The organism is Rhizobium vallis (genome assembly GCF_003985155.1).
In the GTDB taxonomy this organism is placed as follows: Bacteria; Pseudomonadota; Alphaproteobacteria; order Rhizobiales; family Rhizobiaceae; genus Rhizobium; species Rhizobium vallis.
The window spans coordinates 599,092-617,433 of record NZ_ML133687.1; the positions used below are offsets into that span (position 1 = coordinate 599,092).

Annotated in this window: 18 protein-coding genes and 1 tRNA gene; 10 read left to right on the plus strand and 9 right to left on the minus strand. The window is 63.0% G+C overall.

The window, feature by feature from the left end; genetic code table 11:
* The first annotated feature begins 13 nt into the window (after positions 1-13).
* The 6 genes from EFQ99_RS08040 (at position 14) to EFQ99_RS08065 (ending at position 7,243) form a co-directional block, all read left to right on the plus strand.
* Positions 14-946 (plus strand): ABC transporter permease, encoded by a 933-nt coding sequence (locus tag EFQ99_RS08040; RefSeq protein ID WP_125844021.1) that lies wholly within the window; start codon positions 14-16, stop codon positions 944-946.
* A 26-nt stretch (positions 947-972) separates the two neighbouring features.
* Complete coding sequence (locus tag EFQ99_RS08045; RefSeq protein ID WP_126920503.1) at positions 973-1,974, plus strand: substrate-binding domain-containing protein; 1,002 nt, start codon at positions 973-975, stop codon at positions 1,972-1,974.
* 183 nt (positions 1,975-2,157) lie between these two features.
* Complete coding sequence (locus tag EFQ99_RS08050; RefSeq protein ID WP_126920504.1) at positions 2,158-2,433, plus strand: type II toxin-antitoxin system ParD family antitoxin; 276 nt, start codon at positions 2,158-2,160, stop codon at positions 2,431-2,433.
* Positions 2,426-2,632, plus strand: coding sequence for a type II toxin-antitoxin system RelE/ParE family toxin (locus EFQ99_RS08055; protein WP_245441460.1), 207 nt, complete (start codon positions 2,426-2,428; stop codon positions 2,630-2,632). The genes EFQ99_RS08050 and EFQ99_RS08055 overlap by 8 nt, the downstream gene beginning before the upstream one ends.
* A 246-nt stretch (positions 2,633-2,878) precedes the next feature.
* The gene (locus tag EFQ99_RS08060; protein WP_425376265.1) at positions 2,879-3,649 is read left to right on the plus strand and encodes a DsbA family protein; all 771 of its coding nucleotides are present in this window, start codon (positions 2,879-2,881) and stop codon (positions 3,647-3,649) included.
* 132 nt (positions 3,650-3,781) lie between these two features.
* Positions 3,782-7,243 carry a chromosome segregation SMC family protein gene (locus EFQ99_RS08065; RefSeq protein WP_126920506.1) on the plus strand — a complete coding sequence of 1,154 codons (3,462 nt, stop codon included), beginning with the start codon at positions 3,782-3,784 and terminating at the stop codon, positions 7,241-7,243.
* A 75-nt stretch (positions 7,244-7,318) separates the two neighbouring features.
* Here the strand turns inward: EFQ99_RS08065 and EFQ99_RS08070 are convergent, their stop codons facing one another.
* Positions 7,319-7,549: a hypothetical protein gene (locus tag EFQ99_RS08070; protein ID WP_126920507.1), complete on the minus strand. Its 231-nt coding sequence runs from the start codon at positions 7,547-7,549 to the stop codon at positions 7,319-7,321.
* 288 nt (positions 7,550-7,837) lie between these two features.
* Between EFQ99_RS08070 and ppdK the strand changes: the two genes are divergently transcribed.
* A complete protein-coding gene (gene ppdK, locus EFQ99_RS08075; RefSeq protein WP_126920508.1) occupies positions 7,838-10,504 on the plus strand; it encodes a pyruvate, phosphate dikinase in 2,667 nt (888 codons plus the stop codon).
* 44 nt (positions 10,505-10,548) lie between these two features.
* On the opposite strand, the gene EFQ99_RS08080 is transcribed toward ppdK, so the two are convergent.
* On the minus strand, positions 10,549-10,827 hold the full coding sequence (locus tag EFQ99_RS08080) for a hypothetical protein (RefSeq protein WP_126920509.1): 279 nt from the start codon (positions 10,825-10,827) through the stop codon (positions 10,549-10,551).
* A 206-nt stretch (positions 10,828-11,033) separates the two neighbouring features.
* A complete protein-coding gene (locus EFQ99_RS08085) occupies positions 11,034-11,231 on the minus strand; it encodes a hypothetical protein (RefSeq protein ID WP_126920510.1) in 198 nt (65 codons plus the stop codon).
* A 122-nt stretch (positions 11,232-11,353) separates the two neighbouring features.
* Here EFQ99_RS08085 and EFQ99_RS08090 point away from each other — a divergent pair, with 122 nt between their 5' ends.
* Positions 11,354-11,599: a hypothetical protein gene (locus EFQ99_RS08090; protein ID WP_126920511.1), complete on the plus strand. Its 246-nt coding sequence runs from the start codon at positions 11,354-11,356 to the stop codon at positions 11,597-11,599.
* Positions 11,600-11,614: 15 nt separating this feature from the next.
* Here the strand turns inward: EFQ99_RS08090 and EFQ99_RS08095 are convergent, their stop codons facing one another.
* Positions 11,615-12,004, minus strand: a complete 390-nt coding sequence (locus tag EFQ99_RS08095) for a hypothetical protein (RefSeq protein WP_126920512.1) — start codon at positions 12,002-12,004, stop codon at positions 11,615-11,617.
* A gap of 219 nt (positions 12,005-12,223) precedes the next feature.
* Here EFQ99_RS08095 and EFQ99_RS08100 point away from each other — a divergent pair, with 219 nt between their 5' ends.
* Positions 12,224-13,135, plus strand: a complete 912-nt coding sequence (locus EFQ99_RS08100; RefSeq protein WP_126920513.1) for a DUF1499 domain-containing protein — start codon at positions 12,224-12,226, stop codon at positions 13,133-13,135.
* A gap of 236 nt (positions 13,136-13,371) precedes the next feature.
* Here the strand turns inward: EFQ99_RS08100 and EFQ99_RS08105 are convergent, their stop codons facing one another.
* Genes EFQ99_RS08105 through EFQ99_RS08115 form a run of 3 tightly spaced genes read right to left on the minus strand, consistent with a single transcriptional unit; the run spans position 13,372 to position 16,491 of the window.
* On the minus strand, positions 13,372-15,108 hold the full coding sequence (locus EFQ99_RS08105) for a saccharopine dehydrogenase family protein (RefSeq protein WP_126920514.1): 1,737 nt from the start codon (positions 15,106-15,108) through the stop codon (positions 13,372-13,374).
* On the minus strand, positions 15,105-15,563 hold the full coding sequence (locus tag EFQ99_RS08110; RefSeq protein WP_126920515.1) for a thiol-disulfide oxidoreductase DCC family protein: 459 nt from the start codon (positions 15,561-15,563) through the stop codon (positions 15,105-15,107). The genes EFQ99_RS08105 and EFQ99_RS08110 overlap by 4 nt, the downstream gene beginning before the upstream one ends.
* Positions 15,564-15,573: 10 nt before the next feature.
* Positions 15,574-16,491, minus strand: coding sequence for an MBL fold metallo-hydrolase (locus tag EFQ99_RS08115; protein ID WP_126920516.1), 918 nt, complete (start codon positions 16,489-16,491; stop codon positions 15,574-15,576).
* A 162-nt stretch (positions 16,492-16,653) separates the two neighbouring features.
* On the opposite strand from EFQ99_RS08115, the gene EFQ99_RS08120 reads away from it, so the two are divergent.
* A tRNA-Gln gene (locus tag EFQ99_RS08120) sits at positions 16,654-16,727 on the plus strand.
* Between the two features lie 26 nt (positions 16,728-16,753).
* On the opposite strand, the gene EFQ99_RS08125 is transcribed toward EFQ99_RS08120, so the two are convergent.
* Together EFQ99_RS08125 and EFQ99_RS08130 are read right to left on the minus strand one after the other, a co-directional pair.
* A complete protein-coding gene (locus tag EFQ99_RS08125) occupies positions 16,754-17,533 on the minus strand; it encodes an SDR family NAD(P)-dependent oxidoreductase (protein WP_126920517.1) in 780 nt (259 codons plus the stop codon).
* Between the two features lie 125 nt (positions 17,534-17,658).
* Positions 17,659-18,273 carry a TetR/AcrR family transcriptional regulator gene (locus EFQ99_RS08130; RefSeq protein ID WP_126920866.1) on the minus strand — a complete coding sequence of 205 codons (615 nt, stop codon included), beginning with the start codon at positions 18,271-18,273 and terminating at the stop codon, positions 17,659-17,661.
* Between the last annotated feature and the right edge of the window lie 69 nt (positions 18,274-18,342).

An 18,342-nucleotide genomic window follows, 5' to 3' on the forward strand; every position in this document is an offset into this window, starting at 1 on the left:
TGAGGGGACTACCATGAAAAATCTTCCGCGAGGAACGGGTCTTGCCGGTGCACTGATCGTACTGATCATCGCCGCCTCGCTGATCTCTCCTCATTTTCTCAATCCCATCAATGTCCTGAACGTCCTGAGGCAGGTCGCGCTCTATGGGATCCTCGGCATCGGCATGACATTCGTGATCCTGACCAAAGGGATCGATCTTTCGGTGGGCTCGATCGTCGCGCTGGTCGGCGTCACCGGCGCGGTCCTGATGGAACAGGGCGTGCCCATCCCCCTGATGGTGTTGATCTGTCTCTCCATTGGCGCCCTCGTCGGCTGCGTCAACGGCTTCGGCGTTTCCTATTTTCGTATTCCGGCCTTCATCATGACGCTCGGCTGCATGGTGATGGTGCGCGGCTTCGCGCTGATGATCGCCGATGGTGGGACCGTCAATCCCGGCAAGCTCGCCGAAAGCTTCTTCTTGCTCGGCGGCGGTTACATGCTGGGTGTGCCGACACCGATCTACGTCTTCGCGATCGTCTGCATCATCGCGGCCGTCGTGCTCAGCTTTACGCCGTTCGGCCGCGCCATCTATGCGGTCGGCAGCAATGAGGAGGCGGCGAGGCTATCCGGTATCAATGTGCCGCTCGTCATCTTCAGCGTCTACATCATTTGTGGCGTGCTGGCAGCACTTTCCGGCCTGATTTTCCTGTCGCGCCTTTCCGTCGGCGACCCGAATTCCGGCCTCGGGCTCGAACTGGAAGCGATCACGATCGCGGTCATCGGCGGCACGTCGCTGTTCGGCGGCGAAGGCACGGTTCTCGGCACGATGGGGGGTGCCATGGTCCTGGCCATCATCGCAAACATTCTCAATCTCGCAGGCGTTTCACCATTCTCTCAACAGGTGGTGAAGGGTGGGATCATCGTTCTTGCCGTGCTGCTCGAAGCCGGAAGAAAACCACGCAAATAGCGTGTTCAACAGAGGGAGGACTTAAAATGCTCAACATGACCAGACGCATGCTCATTATCTCCGCCGGGCTCGCCACCGTCCTGACGGCGGCTCCCGCCTTCAGCGCGGACAAGATCGTCATCGGCTTCTCGCAGGCGAGTTCGAACTCGGCCCATCGCAACACGATGACCAAACGCAACCAGGCCTATGCCGCGGAGCACTTCAAGGATGTCGATCTGATCGTCACCAACGCGGAAGGCAAGTCAGCAAAGCAGATTTCGGATGTCGAAAGCCTGATGGTACAAGGCATGAAAGTTCTGATGATCTCGGCTCAGGATGGCGCCGCGATCGCACCGACCGTCAAGCAGGTGCTGGCCGCCGGCATTCCGGTCATCACGCTCGAGCGCAGTCTCGATATTCCCGTTACGCTGCATGTCGGCCCGCACAACAAGCCCATCGGCACGCTGGCCGGCAAGTACATTGCTGAAGCGCTGAAAGGCAAGGGCAATGTCGTGGAGATCAAGGGCGACCCGGCTGTCGCGCCCGCGGTCGAGCGCCACGAAGGTTTTGCCGAAGCCATCGCCGGCACCGATATCAAGGTGATCGCCGAAACCCACGCCGACTGGGATCAGGAAAAGGCGCTGAAGTTCATGGAAGACACGCTCCAGCGTTTCCCGGCCGGGCAAATCCAGGCCGTTTACGCCCATAACGACAATATGGCGTTTGGTGCGCTGCGGGCGATTCAGGCTGCCGGCCGTGACAAGGAAGGCATCCTCATCATCGGCATCGACGGCGAGAATGCCGCCATCCGCGCCGTTGCCAAGGGCGACCTGACCGCGACCTTCACCTATTCCACCGTCGCGCCTGAAGGCGTCATCGCCGCGCACGCGCTTGCCACCAACGACACGGCAGCGCTTGAAAAGCTTGGAACCTTGACGAAGAAGGACGACGGCTCGATGGAAATCGAGATCGCATCGAAAATGATCACCAAGGAAAATGCCGCCGAGTTCTTCTGCAAGGGGTTCGGCGACGACCCTGAATGCAAGTGATCCGATAGACGTCGACGTCCGGCGCGACGAATGCGCGCCGGACTTTCGTTTGAGATCCGAGAAACAAGCCGCCCGGTCGGCGGCTGGTCGAGCAGCCCAACGTCAGCTACTTGGACATGAAGCCTGTCTTGAACTCCATCGCAAGTGTATTACACTGTAATCACCGGATAGGAGTTAACAGGAATGCGCAGCAGCAAACCCATTACGGTGACGCTCGGCAGCCAGCAGAAAAGCTTGGAAGCGCGACTGGAATCTGGCGCCTATAATTCGGCGAGCGAGGTTATCCGCGCCGCGTTGCGCGCGCTCGACCGGGAAGAGGATGCGATCGACGAAATCATGCGTCGGAAAATCCGCGAGGCGATTGAAGATCCGGGTCCGGATATCGACGCCGATGTGGTCTTCGAGCGACTCGAACGTCTGCACACCGATCGAATGAAGACCCAGGGCGGTGATGCCTAAGGTGGTATTTCGCCCTAGGGCGGAGAAGGATCTGTTCGCTATTTACGAATTCATCGCTGCAGACAATTCAATGGCGGCAATAGAGCTCATCCGCCGGCTGAGACAGTTTTGTCATGGCTTGGAAGACATGCCGGAAAGGGGGCTCCGCGAGAGGATTTTGCCCCAGGTGTTCGCATTCTGGTTTTCGAGCGGCGCGTGACCATTGCTTATCGGGTCATGAAGGAACAGGTGCAGATACTGAGGCTGTTTTATGCTGGCCGGAATACGCCTTCGGCCTTCCGTGGAAACTGAGAATCATTGATTTCGGACGCAACGTCTGCTTTCGGTCCCATCACGGTCACAATTCTTTGAAGAAAGTTGGCGAACCGTGCCTTGTGAGCGACCTCAAGCCGTTATATCGCACAGTCATGCCGTCAATCTCAGTAGTTATGGGGAACCCATGCAGATGTCCGAAATGCAACTGACGAAACGCCGCCTTCTCGGTGGTATCGCCATCGCCGCAGCTGCCGCAGCGCTTGTCGCCTGCAACGACAGCAAGGACGCTGCCGATGCTTCGTCCTCCGGCAAGACCATGGCTGACGGCACCAATGTCGACACCATCCAGACGGCTGCCACATCGGCGACCGAAATGCCGCAGTCGGACGGCGATGTCGACATGGCGAAGGTGCTGACACCTGGCGCGCTGCCGGAAATGGCGCTCGGCAAGGCCGACGCCCCGGTCAAGATCGTCGAATATATGTCGATGACCTGCCCGCATTGCGCCCATTTCCACAACACCACCTTCGACGCCATCAAGCAGAAATACGTCGACAGCGGCAAGGTGCAGTTCATCATCCGCGAATTCCCCTTCGACCCGCGCGCCGCCGCAGCCTTCATGCTTGCCCGCTGCAGCGCCTCCAATCCGGAGCAGCTGAGCACGCCGGAACAGTATTTCCCGATGGTCTCGATGCTCTTCAAACAGCAGCAGGTCTGGGCCGCCGCCGATGATGGCCGCGCCGCGCTGCTACAGATGTCGAAGCTTGCCGGATTTACTGAGGATAGCTTCACGAAATGCTTGACGAACCAGAAGCTTCTGGATGAAGTGAACGCCACGCGGGAAAGAGGTTCCAAGGATTTCGGCGTCAACGCCACGCCGACTTTCCTTATCAATGGCAAGCGCTATTCTGGAGACATGCCGGTTGAAACCATGTCGGCGCTCATCGACAGCCTGCTCTGAACCGGACCGTTTTGAAATGACGGGCGACGGTGAGAGCCGTGCGCCCGTTTTTTTGTGGCTGCGTGGGGGTGCCCGGCTCACCCTGCGCTGCGGACGTGTTTCCCGCTCTGAACTACGCCCCGGAGCGGCTGCATGAAGTTCAACAAGCTGCGCCTGGTCGGCTTCAAATCCTTCGTCGAGCCGACGGAATTCATCATTGAGCGGGGGCTGACCGGCGTCGTCGGGCCGAATGGATGCGGCAAGTCGAACCTCGTCGAGGCCCTGCGCTGGGTGATGGGCGAGAATTCCTACAAGAACATGCGCGCCTCCGGCATGGACGACGTGATCTTTTCCGGTTCGGGAAACCGCCCGGCGCGCAATACCGCCGAAGTCGCGCTCTATCTCGACAATGGCGAGCGCACCGCGCCTGCCGCCTTCAACGACAGCGACGAGATCCAGGTCACCCGCCGCATCGAGCGCGAACAGGGCTCACTTTATCGCATCAACGGCAAGGAAAGCCGCGCCAAGGACGTGCAACTGCTGTTTGCCGACGCCTCCACCGGCGCGCGTTCGCCCTCGATGGTCGGCCAAGGCCGCATCGGCGAGCTGATCCAGGCAAAGCCGCAGGCCCGCCGCCAGCTGCTCGAAGAGGCGGCCGGCATTTCAGGCCTGCATTCCCGCCGCCACGAGGCAGAACTGCGGCTGCGAGCCGCCGAGGGCAATCTCGAGCGTCTCGACGACGTTACCTCGCAGCTCGAAAGCCAGATCGAGAGCCTCAAGCGCCAGGCCCGCCAGGCCAACCGCTTCAAGACGCTGTCTGCCGATATCCGCGCCCGCGAGGCGATGCTGCTGCATATCCGCTGGGTGCAGGCTAAGGAGGCCGAAGCCGAGGCCGACAGTGCGCTGAACCAGGCGACATCAGTCGTCGCCGAAAAAGCGCAGCTGCAGATGGAGGCGGCGAAGAACCAGGGCATCGCCAGCCTAAAGCTGCCGGAACTGCGCGATGGCGAGGCCCGCGCGGCGGCCGCCCTGCAGCGCCTGCAGATCGCCAGGAGCCAGCTGGAGGAGGATGCCGGCCGCATCCTGCGCCGCCGCGACGAACTCACCCGCCGCCTCGCCCAGCTTGCCGAGGATATCCGCCGCGAGGAGCGGCTGGTGGCCGACAACGCCGTCATTCTTGCTAAGCTCGATGCCGAAGAGGCGGAGATTGCAGAAATCCTCGCCAATTCCGGCCGTTATGCCGAGGAAACCCGCGAGGCCTTCGAGGGGGCGGCGGCCAAACTTGCCGACAGCGAGCGGATTTTCACCGTGCTGACGGCCGAGCGTGCGGAGGCTGCTGCCGGCCGCAACCAGCTGGAACGCGCCATACGCGATCTCACTGACCGCCGGATGCGGCTCGAACGCCAGATGGACGAGGCAAACCACGAACTCTCAGCCATCGGCGAGAAGATATCAGGCCTGCCTGATCCAGACGAAAAACGCGCCATTGTTGAGGCTGGCGAGATCGCCCTTGCCGATGCCGAAGCCGCCGTCCAGGCGGTCGAGCAGGCGCTGACATCAGCCCGCCAGACCGAGGCGCTGTCGCGTGCGCCGGTCGATCAGGCCCGTTCGGCGCTGAATGCGCTGGAAACCGAGGCCCGGACCATTTCCCGCATGCTTGCCGCTGGCGCTGCGGCCGGCAAATTTCCGCCTGTTGCCGATGAGCTGAAGGTCGATCGCGGCTTTGAAACGGCGCTGGGTGCTGCGCTCGGCGACGATCTGGAATCGCCGCTCGATGCCGAGGCGCCGGCCCATTGGTCGGACAATGGCGATGGCGCCACCGATCCGGCATTGCCATCAGGTGTTGCACCGCTACTCCAAAATGTCCGCGCGCCCGCCGCACTGACCCGCCGCCTGCGCCAGATCGGTCTGGTTGCGGAAGGGGAGGCGCAGTCTCTGATGGCGGCACTGAAGCCAGGCCAGCGGCTGGTGACGAAAGCGGGCGCCGTTTATCGTTGGGATGGCCATGTCACTGGCGCGGACGCCCCCAGTGCTGCGGCACTCCGCCTTGCCCAGAAGAACCGCTTGACCGAGCTCGAAGGCGAAGCCGCCCTTGCCCGCGACGTGCTTGCCGAAGCCGAGGAGCGGCAGGCGGCTGCCGCCGAAGCGATCCGTGCCGAGGAGCGCCGGCTGGCCGAGGCGCGTGACATGAGCCGCCTGTCGGCGCGCCATCTCACTGAGGCCCGCGATGCGCTTGCGGCCGCCGAGCGTGCCTCCGGCGACCTCATCCGCCGCCGCGATGTCGTCAGCGAGGCCGCCAGCCAGCTGCGCGCGCAGCTGGAGGAGATCGCCATCCAGGAAGAAAACGCTCGCATCGAGCTGGAAGACGCGCCGGATCTCACCGCGATCGACGAGCGCCTTCGGTTCCAGCAGGCGGATGTGGCGACCGATCGCGGCGCGCTCGCCGAAAGCCGCGCCCGCCATGAAAGCCTCGCCCGGGAAAACGAAGCCCGACAGCGCCGCATCGTGGCGATCGGCCAGGAGCGCGACACCTGGCGCCAGCGCGCGGCAAGTGCGGAAGACCATGTCGCGACGTTGCGCGAACGTGAGGAAGAGGCGCGTGAAGAGGCAGCCGAGCTCGAACTGGCACCGGATGAGTTCGACGACAAGCGCCGCGCCCTGCTCAGCGAATTGCAGAAGGCGGAAGAGGCGCGCCGACAGGCCAGCGATCTTCTGGCCGAAGCCGAACGCATCCAGCGCGAAGCCGACCACAAGGCGACGACGGCACTGTCCGAACTTGCCGAATGCCGTGAACGCCGTGGCCGCGCCGAGGAGCGCCTGGTCTCCGCCCGCGAGAAGCGGCAGGAAAGCGAAAGCCGCATCCGCGAGGTCCTGAACGTCGCCCCGCACGAGGCGCTGCAGCTGACCGGGCGCCCGTCCATGCAGGCTCTACCCGATCCGCGCGAAGTCGAGCGTGAGCTGGAGCGACTGAGGATCGAGCGTGAGCGGCTCGGCGCCGTCAACCTGCGCGCCGATGAGGAGCAGAAGGAGCTGAGCGAGAAGCTCGAAGCGCTGATCAAGGAGCGCGACGACGTCATCGACGCGATCCGCAAGCTGCGCGGCGCCATCCAGAGCCTGAACCGCGAGGGCCGCGAACGGCTGATCGCCGCCTTCGACATCGTCAACGCTCAGTTCCAGCGGCTGTTCACCCATCTTTTTGGCGGCGGCACCGCCGAGCTGCAACTGATCGAATCCGACGATCCGCTCGAAGCCGGCCTCGAAATCCTCGCCCGCCCGCCCGGCAAGAAGCCGCAGACCATGACGCTGCTGTCAGGCGGAGAACAGGCGCTGACGGCGATGGCGCTGATCTTCGCCGTCTTCCTCACCAATCCGGCGCCGATCTGCGTGCTCGACGAAGTGGACGCGCCGCTCGATGACCACAATGTCGAGCGCTATTGCAATCTGATGGACGAAATGGCGGCCTCCACCGAAACCCGTTTCGTCATCATCACCCACAATCCGATCACCATGGCCCGCATGAACCGCCTCTTCGGCGTCACCATGGCCGAGCAGGGCGTCTCCCAACTCGTCTCCGTCGACCTGCAAACAGCTGAGCGCCTGCGCGAGATTGCTTAAGGCATTCCCGAAAAAGTGCGCAGCAGTCTGCGCCCAAGGATTGCGCAAGCGCTGGAGTGCAATCCTGCCGCGGCTTTACGGGAATTGCGTGCGATCAAAGGATGGCGCAATTCCAGCAAAGCTACTGGACGGTTTTGCGTCCTGAAATTGCGGAAAGCCAAAAGACCGGCAATAAACACCAAAAAAGGTCGGCTCTCTCGCGCCCTGTACCCCATTTGGGTGATGCTCTTTGCGATGACTTGCATTAGAAGTTGTTTCAACGCAACCTGATTTTTTTGCTGAAAAGCGGCTGACCAAGTTGCGCATATAGAATTCGCGATGCGGTGTTCCGGTAGAGGGCAAGCGCTGGAATGCTGAGGTGTTGAGGGACCCCCCGTCCGGTTTTCCTGGCCGGACGGAAACAAGGCTTTGCGGGACATTGTTGCAGTCCCGCAAAGCTTTTTTTATGCTTACTCATCTCTCCCAATGTTTCAATCGTTTCGACCGGCGGCCATGCCGAGATTTATTGTGCGGCGCAACATTTTGCCGCATTTGTCGATTTTCATTTCAACACCAAGGGATTAAGCTGATCCCCGATTTGGTGTTGGGGGGAAGATGACCAAGTGGGTCTATACGTTCGGCGACGGGCAGGCTGAGGGCCGGGCGCGTGACCAGGAGATTCTCGGCGGCAAGGGCGCCAATCTCGCGGAAATGTGCAGCCTGGGACTTCCCGTTCCGCCGGGGCTGACGATCGTCAGCGATGCCTGCAACACCTATTACAAGAACGGCGGCCATATTGAGGACGGACTGAAGGCGCAGGTGCGCGCAGGTATCACTGATATAGAGGCGATCACCGGCCGCCACTTCGGTTCCGTCAGCCAGCCGCTGCTGCTCTCGGTGCGCTCCGGCGCCCGCGTTTCCATGCCCGGGATGATGGATACGGTGCTCAATCTCGGCCTCAACGACGAGACCGTGCAGGCGCTGGGCCATGATGCGGGTGATGCGCGTTTTGCCTGGGACAGCTACCGCCGCTTCATCCAGATGTATGCCGATGTCGTCATGGGTCTCGGCAACGACGCCTTCGAGGAGATACTGGAAGACGAGAAGGCCAAGCTCGGCCACGAATTCGATACCGAACTCAGCGCCTCGGAATGGCAGCATATCGTCTTCCTCTACAAGAAGCTGATCGAGGAAGAGCTGGGGCAGGAATTTCCGCAGGACCCCGAAGTCCAGCTCTGGGGCGCAGTCGGCGCTGTCTTTTCCAGCTGGATGAGCGCGCGCGCCGTCACTTACCGCCAGCTCCACAATATTCCGGAAGGCTGGGGCACGGCGGTCAACATCCAGGCGATGGTCTTCGGCAATCTCGGCAATAGCTCCGCCACTGGCGTCGCCTTCACCCGCAATCCCTCGACCGGCGAGAGGGCGCTCTACGGCGAATTCCTCGTCAATGCCCAGGGCGAGGATGTCGTGGCCGGCATCCGCACGCCGCAAAGCATTACGGAGGAGGGGCGGATTTCCTCCGGTTCCGAGAAGCCTTCGATGGAAAAGCTGATGCCGGAGGCCTTCCGCGAACTTCTCCGCATCTGCACCGAGCTCGAAATCCATTACCGCGACATGCAGGATATCGAATTCACCATCGAGCGCGGCAAGCTGTGGATGCTGCAGACCCGCTCGGGCAAGCGTTCGACCCGGGCAGCGATGAAGATCGCCGTCGATATGGTCGATGAGAAAGTGATCACCGAGGAGGAGGCGGTGCTGCGCATCGAACCATCAAGCCTCGATCAGCTGCTGCATCCCACAATCGATCCGCGCGTCACCCGCCAGGTGATCGGCACCGGACTGCCGGCTTCGCCCGGCGCCGCCACTGGCGCCATCGTCTTCACTGCCGAGGAGGCCGTCGAGGCGGAGGCCGAAGGCCGCAAGGTCATCCTGCTCAGGGTCGAGACCAGCCCCGAGGATATTCACGGCATGCATGCCGCTGAAGGCATCCTGACCACCCGCGGCGGCATGACCAGCCATGCCGCGGTCGTTGCCCGCGGCATGGGCATCCCCTGCGTCGTCGGCGCCGGCACCATGCGCATCGATCAACGCAACGAGCGGCTGCTCGGCGTCGGCGTGACGCTGAAGAAGGGCGATATCATCACCATCGACGGTTCGGCCGGCCAGGTGCTGAAGGGCGAGGTGCCTATGATCCAGCCGGAGCTGTCGGGCGATTTCGGCCGTATCATGGGTTGGGCCGACCGCGCCCGGCGCATGACGGTGCGCACCAATGCCGATACGCCGGCCGATGCGCGCGCCGCCCGCTCCTTCGGTGCCGAAGGCATCGGCCTTTGCCGCACCGAACACATGTTCTTCGAAGGCGAGCGCATTCATGTCATGCGTGAGATGATCCTGGCCGAGGATGAGAAGGGCAGGCGGCTGGCGCTCGACAAGCTGCTGCCGATGCAGCGTTCCGATTTCACCGGCCTCTTCACCGTCATGCACGGCCTGCCGGTGACGATCCGCCTGCTCGATCCGCCGCTGCACGAATTCCTGCCGAAGACCGACGACGAGGTCGCCGAAGTCGCCTTCGCCATGGGCATGGAACCATCAGCCCTTCGCCAGCGCGTGGATGCGCTGCACGAGTTCAATCCGATGCTCGGCCATCGCGGTTGCCGGCTGGCGATCTCCTATCCCGAGATCGTCGAGATGCAGGCCCGCGCCATCTTTGAGGCAGCAGTTGCCGCAGCGCAGGAGACCGGGGCCGCCGTCGTGCCGGAGATCATGGTGCCGCTCGTCGGCCTGCGTTCCGAACTCGACTACGTCAAGGCGCGCATCGATGCCGTTGCCGGCGAGGTGACGACAGAGACAGGCATGAAGATCGATTATCTCGTCGGCACGATGATCGAGTTGCCGCGCGCGGCCTTGCGCGCCCATGTCATCGCCGAGGCCGCCGAGTTCTTCTCCTTCGGCACCAACGACCTGACGCAGACCACCTTTGGCATTTCGCGCGACGATGCGTCGGCCTTCATCCCCACCTATCAGCGCAAGGGCATCATCGAACACGATCCCTTCATCTCGCTCGATTTCGATGGCGTCGGCGAATTGATCAGCATCGCCGCCGAACGCGGCCGCCGCACCCGCAACGACATGAAACTCGGCATCTGCGGCGAACATGGCGGTGACCCTGCCTCGATCCGCTTCTGCGAAACGATCGGCCTCGATTACGTCTCCTGCTCGCCGTTCCGCGTGCCGATCGCCAGGCTGGCGGCGGCGCAGGCGGTTATCTCAGGCGACCTTTAGACGCCGGGTGAGGTCTGCGACCGGGGCTAAGACGCCTGCGTTATTCAGTGATGATATCGCCAGTGATCGCGGTAGATATACGGCCCGTTCAGATCCCAGGCCATGCTGTTCATCAGCTCGGCACTCTGCGCCCGCGATTCGGCGCGCCGGTCGAGATCGATGCGCTGCAGGCAGGTGGCAAAACCATCCGTGCCGCGCCGGAAACCATAGCTGAGACACCGCTGCTCATCCGCCGCCCGCCGCTCCTCTGGCGTCATCGTCTGACAGGCGGAAAGCCCGGCGATGATGATAGTAATGACGGTGAGGAGAAGGGGATAGCGCATTGGTTTATTCCTTGAGCATGCTCGCTGAGGAAAGGCTATTCGGCTGACGCCGTCAAGCCGCCGTCGACTTGGGAGATTGCCGTCAACAGTCCGTCATCCGGCTGCCGCCACCTTCTTCCCGCTCGCGGGGCGAAGGGACCATGCCACGACCTTCGGTTCCTCGCCGACCTCTCGCAGGGAGGTTGAGGATGATGCTCTGACCAGACTCACGCCGCCCCGGCTGGATCCCCAATCGGCAGCAGCGCCGGATCGAGCGGCGGATCCTGCGGGTTCTTCGTATCGGCCGGGTCCTGCACCGGCGTCAGCGGCGGCTTTTGCTGGATAGGGTCCGGAATACCGGGTGTCGGCGTCGGGCCACGCGGTGTATCGGCATTGGGTGTCGGCAATGGGTCTCTGTTCGGCATGATCGCCTCCTTTGAAAATGGAACGGCATCACCAGCATATGGTTCCACTTTCGCCGGCCAACCTTCCTATGCATGAGGGGCATTCGTCTGTATGAGGAAAGCTTGCAAAAACTGGAACGAGCATGGCCATCCGCGATCGATTTTCGAAAAAACTGAGCTGTCCGCAATGCGGCAATGAGGGCTTTGCCGAGGCCTCTGAGATCGATGATCCCAAGCGCAAGCACCCGGATTTCAACGTCGATCATCTGCCGCGCGGTTTTGGCGTGCAGCGGCCTTCGAACCACCAGGAAAATTTCATGATCAAGTGCGAATGCGGGCGCAAGTTTCCCTTCCGCAGTGTCGCGGAAGCTGCGGCGGAGCGCCGCTGACATAAGGTTCTGATCTCAGATCCGCTCCAGCAGTTCGATAAAGGCATCGGCGAAGCGCACCAGCGGCGCGGTTTCTTCATCGGGCGCCTGCATGCGGATCTCCGTGCCGGCATAATCGAGCAGCGCCAGCACGACGCGCATTTCCTGGCCGTCACCTGGAATGCGCAGCACGGCGATGCGGCGGCAATCCTGGACGAGGCCGGCGGCCGGCAGATCGAACAGCAGTTCGCCGCCGGAGCGTTCCGCCGCGCGGCGCACCGCCTCGCAGAAACCGGCATCGCCGCCGGCATAGCCTTCGAGCGAAAGTTCGAGCTCAAGCAGCTCCAGCGGCAGCATCGGCTCGGACTGGTCGATCCCGCCAAGCGCAGACGCCTGCGGCCTTGCTGCTATCTCAGGTGAAATCATCCGTCTCTCCTGTGCTCACCATAAGCAGATGAAACCGCGCCAGAATGGCCCTTTTTTGGCATATCAGCAAGGGCTCATGAAGTGGCGCTCCTCTTCGTCGTGGATTCCAACGCATTGCTTCAGACAAGAGTTTCAATTTAGCCGAATCTTGCACTAAACAGAGTGATGGCGATTTGCGTGGTTGAGGACGCGGGCGCTGATGAGCAACCGGTAAGTTTGATGGCCATCCGCTTCGACCGTCCCGTTTCCAGCGCCGCCCGCTTTTCGCGGCTGCTCGGGGCGTTTTCCCTGGTATTGGCGCTGGCGGTGATGATCGCCCATCGCTTCGGCGGGCTGGCCACACCCTATCTGGTGCTGCTTCTGATCGTCGCTGCCGGCTGCGCGCTTCTGGCCGCCATGCTCGCCGCAGTCGGGCTGCGCAGCCTCTGGATGACGGGGGCCGAAGGCGGGCTGGCGGCGCTGGCGGCGCTGATTTATGCCGCGTTTCCGCTTGCTATCGGCGCTTTTGCCGCCGAGCAATATCTGACCCTGCCTGATATCTACGACGTTTCCACCGATCCGATCTCCGCCCCGGACTGGCTTTCGCCGCCGAAATCCGACCAGATCTGGCTGAAGCGCAACCCTGATGTGACGCCGGAGGATCGCGAAAAGCAGCTCACCGCCTATCCTGAACTCACAGGCCGGCGTTATGAGGGCGCACTCGACCGCGTGCTGGAAGCGGTGCGCAAGGTTGCCAAGCAGAGCGGCATTACCATCACCAGGAGCAGCGGCGACACCGAGCCCGGCCGCGACCCCGAGGACAAGCCGGTCAAGCCGCCGCAGGCGAGCGACGATGCGGTGGCCGACGCGCCCGATATCATCCCGGTGCCGACGCCGCGCCCCTATGACGACGATGTCGCCAAGCTGATCCGCGGCGCCAACGGCGTGACGCTGCAGGGCACCACCCGCACGCTGATCCTCGGCCTGCGCTTCGATATCATCATCCGGTTGCGCGAAGAGGCCGAAACCACTTTCGTCGACATCCGCGTCGCCTCCCGCTACGGCCAACACGACCTCGGCTTCAGCGCCGCAATCGCCGGCGATTATCTGAAGGCGCTGGATGCCGAGCTGCTTGGGATTGCGGGTGGGTGAGCAACGGCGGCGCAAAGCGCCAGCAATCGATCCGGCGAATCGATTGCAGTTGCGAACGCCCTGAGCCAAAAGCGAAGGGCCGGGATAGGGTGCGGCAACTCAACGACCTTATACCGAAACAAAAGAGCAGAGGGCTGTTATGGGAAGCAGGTCCCCGGCTGCGGTCTCGACCCCGGTAAGGTTAGGACGAGGGGCAGCTATCCGCGCGAATCGACAGGCATCACCGCGGCCACCACTCAATCTTCCACCACCAACCACCCCGTATACCGCACCACCAACCCCGTCAGCCGCCCGCCGATCTCCACGTGGAAGCAGAACCGCCCATCGCGCTCCTCCTCATAGGTATCGCCACCCGGCGCCAGAAACAGCGGCATTGGAATCCCGCAAAACCGCCAGCCCCGCACCACAAGCCGTAGCCTCTGCCCATCCGGCACCAACGCAATCAGCACCCGGAACGGCCCGAAGACCTCGGCGAGCAGATGCCGGTCGCGGCCCTTGCCTTCGACCTGCCAGCTGTGGAAGCTTTTCCCGCCGAAATCCCGCGTCCAGATCTCCTTGTCTCCATCGCTCACGAAACGCACCGTGACCGGCACATCCTCTGCCGCTGCGGGAAAACCGATCACCCCAGCGACGATCCTGGCCAGCAGCCCACCGCCGCGCTCGATCCGCGCCCGGCCGGAGGCGACGCGGGCGCCGCCCGCATGCCCACCCGCATGTATTGCGGCGAGGGCGGGCGGCAGCCGCTCCCAGGCGCTGCCGAGAATCTCACGGTAGAGCGGCAGCCGGGCCTCCTCGCATTCCATCCTGATCCCCGTCGTGATCTGAAAACGCCGGAAGGCCGCTTCGAAATCCGCAAGCCGCAATTCCCCCGCCGCCGGCCGGGCACCATTTTCCGGCCGCATACCGGTCAGCAGCCGGCGCACCAGCGCTTCCACGCCGATGATGGGGATGAGCGGCCCGTCATCACCTTCGGCAATCAGATGCCAGCCAGCTATCCGCCTCTTTCCCGCGCGATCGATGCCGCCCACGCGGACGAACATGCCGCCGCGATGTTCGCCGATCGCGAAGTTATGGCTGGCGCGCTGCAGTAGCCGTGAGAATGGCAGCAGCGACGGCAAAAGCCGGAAGCGGACGAGCCTTGCCGCAAGGCTGAGCAGTCGCTGCAGCGGCTGCGGTTCCGTGCCGACGCCGGTGAAGGTGGATCGCAGGCCGGCAAGGTGCTGCGGTAGCAGCGCCAGGTCAGGCGCATCCACCAGCAGGAACTTCCGGCTGCGCAGCGGCGCGACACCCGGCGGCGTGATCGTCACCCGCATCGCATCGATCAGCCCGCCCCCGGAGGCCTGCCGCCCATCGCGCAGCACCGTCACAGGCTTACCGGCATAGGTGGCGATTGCTCTCACGACATTGAGCCCGATCCGTACATGCGGCGAGGGGGCAATGCCCGCCGCGACACTGTCGATCCGGGAGAAATGCGGCGCCATCGCATCAAGCGCGGCAAAGGAGAGGGCGGGCAGGCTGCTGAGCCCGGAGAGCGCGAAGGTGCCCTTGGCCTTGGCCGCCGCATCGAGACCACTGACGCCGGCGACGAAACCGGTGCTGTCGGCGATATCGGCATAATCGATGCCGAGGCCGATACACGCATCGACCACCTGGTAGGCATCCTCTCCGAAGGTCTGGAACGGCCCTGAGGCATCGACGACGAGATTCGGCCTCAGCCGCGTCAGCTGTTCCTCAAGATCGCCATCGCGATCGAAGGCCACCGCCTGCAGCATCGCCCCGAGAGCGTTGCTTCCCAGACCGTCAGATCCATCTTTCGGCGTTCTGAGATCCGCAACGAAATCGTCAGCCTTCTCAAGTGACCGCCCCGCGATCAGCATCCTGAGCCTGGGTTGATCGCCAAGCAGCCGGGCAAGCCGCCCGCCAAAAGTGCCGTAGCCGCCGATGATGAGCAGCGAAAACCTGTCGCCGCTCATGTGACGAAGCGGCTCCGCTGCTCCGGCGTCGGCACCATGCAGCTTTGCCGTCCGGCAATTTTCAGCCGGTTGCGGGCGATGAATTCATAGAGCGCATCGGCCACCTGCCGCGGCAGAAGCCGGAAGAGCTTGACCAGCGAATAGGGAAAGCCGAGACCCGCCAGCATGCGGATCGAGCCGTCGGATTTGAAGAAGGCGCGGCCGTTTTCGATCAGGATATTGGTCTCATAGTCGCGCGCATGCAGCCCGTAATGCCGGTAGAGCGCCTCGCCGAGCGGCGTCTGCGCCGCGAGGAAGCGGTACCGCTGCCGTTTGTCATGTTTCAGCGCGAATTTCACCCAGCCGGAGCAGAACACACATTCGCCGTCGAAAACGATCAACGGCCTGTCATCGGCAAAGGCGGGCACATCGGCATCGCCGCGATAGCTGTAATCGGCTCGGGCGCCCATCGTCATCTCCCCGTCCTCATTTTGGTGTCGCCCGCCGGTAGGTGGCGGCAAGCGAAGGCGGCCCGTCGGCGGCAATCTCGCCGCGCTCCAAAAGGTCCTCGATATGGGCGAGCACGGAAAGAGCGGCCGCCCCGTGCAGCTTCGGATCGGTATCGCGATAGATCACCTTCACCATGTCGGATATCCGCCCATCGCCCGCCCGCACACGCTCCAGCACCGCCCGCTCGCGCCTGAGGCGATGCGCCTTCAGCGCTCGCAGGAATCCGGCAGGCTCCGTCACCGGCCCGCCATGGCCGGGCAGCAACAGCCGGTCGTCGCGCGCGATCAGCTTATCGAGCGATTCCATATAATCCGCCATCGAACCATCCGGCGGCGCGACGATCGAAGTCGACCAGGCCATGACATGATCGCCGGAGAAGAGGATGTCGCGGCCCTCAAGCGCGAAGGCGGCATGATTGGCCGTATGCCCCGGCGTCAGCACGCCGGTCAGCGCCCAGCCGTCGCCCGAAATGGTCTCACCGTCGCCGATCGCAATATCGGGCACGAACTCCATATCAGAGCTTTCGGAAAAGGGATTGATCTCGCCATCGCGCAACGGCCGCGCCGGCCGGTGCGGCCCTTGGCCCACCGTCACCGCCCGCGTCGCCGCCCGCAGCCGCCGCGAAAGCGGCGAGTGGTCGCGATGCGTGTGGCTGACGAAGATATGCGTCACCTCGCGCCCGCTAAGGGCGGCCATCAGCGCCGCAAAATGCGCCTCGTCCTCCGGCCCGGGATCGATGACCGCGACGGAGGAAGAGCCGACGATATAGCTATTGGTGCCGAAAAAGGTGAAAGGCCCCGGATTGTTCGCTGTAACCCGCTCGACTCCTGAAACAACCGGCACGGCCTGCCCATAGGCCGGCTCGAAAGCGAGGTCGAATGCGGGACTGTCCATGAAGGAATGATCTCAGGCCGATGACGTCGCCCATTCCTAGCACGGCATCCGGCACCGCGCAGCGCATAAATCTGCGCCGAGATAAACTTAGTCATTGTGACAGACGGAGAGCTTTGCTAATCAGGCGTCGATTTGAGCAAGCGGTTTCCGCTCAAGCTCTGGTGGGGCGTCGCCAAGCGGTAAGGCAACGGTTTTTGGTACCGTCATCCCTGGTTCGAATCCAGGCGCCCCAGCCAAATTCCAGCAAATACAAGCTTGCGCCTTACCGGCCGTCTTCGAACAGGCGAATGCCAGTCAGTTCGGCAAGCCTCCCCACCAGCGCATCCTGAAATCCACTATCAGCAATCTCCTCCGCCGCCTCCCGCTGCTGGCGATGATACCAATATCCACCGCTCACCTTCGCGGCTCCTTCATCGCTGGTCGCAAGCCATGTCTGAGTGAGATGCCCCATTTCAAGGTCGTCGGGGGCGCCGGCGCCGCCCATTTTGGTTGGCACCCAGCCGGGGTCCACCGCATTGCAAAGAATATCCGGCCAATGGCGGGCCACGGCGGCGGCGAGGGTGGCGATGTAGAGCTTGCTTTCCGAGTAGGCCTGGCTTGCGTTCCACGGTCGCTTCTTCCAGTCGATATCGTCCAGCGCGCTGCTGCCGCTGCGATGCATGCCGCTGCTGAGATAGACCAGGCGATCGGGGCGGGCGATCCAGGCGGTGAGCAGATAGGGGGCAAGCACATTCACCGCCAGCGTCTTTGCGTGACCATCAGGCGTTTCGCCCCGGCTTCGCTCGAGGTAGATGCCGGCATTGTGGATGACGGCGTCCATGCGGCCGATGGCGTTGACCTGCTCGGCAATCGATCGCGTTTCCTTGGCGCTGGCGAGATCGCCGATGACGGTGCCGAGTGCCGTGGACGAAATCTCGGCGACGGCTGAGGCGCGCTCTCGGGAGCGGGCGTGCAGCACGACGTCGTGGCCCTCTTTCATCAGGGTGCGGGCGGCGGCGAGGCCGAGGCCATCGGTGGAACCGGTGATGAAAATACGGCTCATGGGGGTTCCTTTAGCGTGGTTGCCACAGAGTGCTCGGCCATGGGTCCTCGGGTCAAGCCCGAGGACGACGGAGGGTGGGGGGATCTCCGGCGAAAACGCCAGCGCCACTCCGCCCAACGCCATTCTCACATACTCTCCCGCCGCCGCTCCGCCCCCGCCGCAATCGTCTGCACCAGTTCATCCACCTCCCTTGCCAACCTCTCCAGCGGCAACCCCACAAAACGCCCCTCCAAACTAATACTCACCACCCCATGCACCGCGCCGAACAGCGTGCGGGCGCGGATGGCCCTGTCCTCCGCAGCCATATCCGGCTGCAACTCCGCCAGCGGTTCGGCGATCACGTCCATCAGGAAGAGGTGCTCGTCGAGATGCCATTGCGGCGTCGGGCTGGTTTCCGGCGGAGCGTGGTCGAAGAGGGCCTTCCAGAGGTTTCGGTGTTCGACGGCGAAGCTTAGGTATCCCTGCGCGAGGTTGCGCAGCCGGTCGGTTGGCGGTCTGTCTTTGGTTTCGGGCAGCGTCAGCTTTGCTTCCAGTGCCTTCAGCGTTGCCGAATTGACGTGGATGACGAGCTCGGTGAGGTCTGTGAAAACAGTGTAGAGGCCGCCCAGCGCGCAGCCGGCGTCCTGGGTGATGTCGCGTGCCCTGAGGTTCGCGAGTCCGTCCTTGGCGATCCGCTCGCGGGCGGCCTCGATCAGCCGGGCCTTCAGGTCTTCGCGTTTTTCTTCTCGTCTGCCGGCCATTAACCATTCCACTTCGATTTTATGAACGTCGTTCAAAAATATCTTGAACGACGTTCATGATTCTGGCAT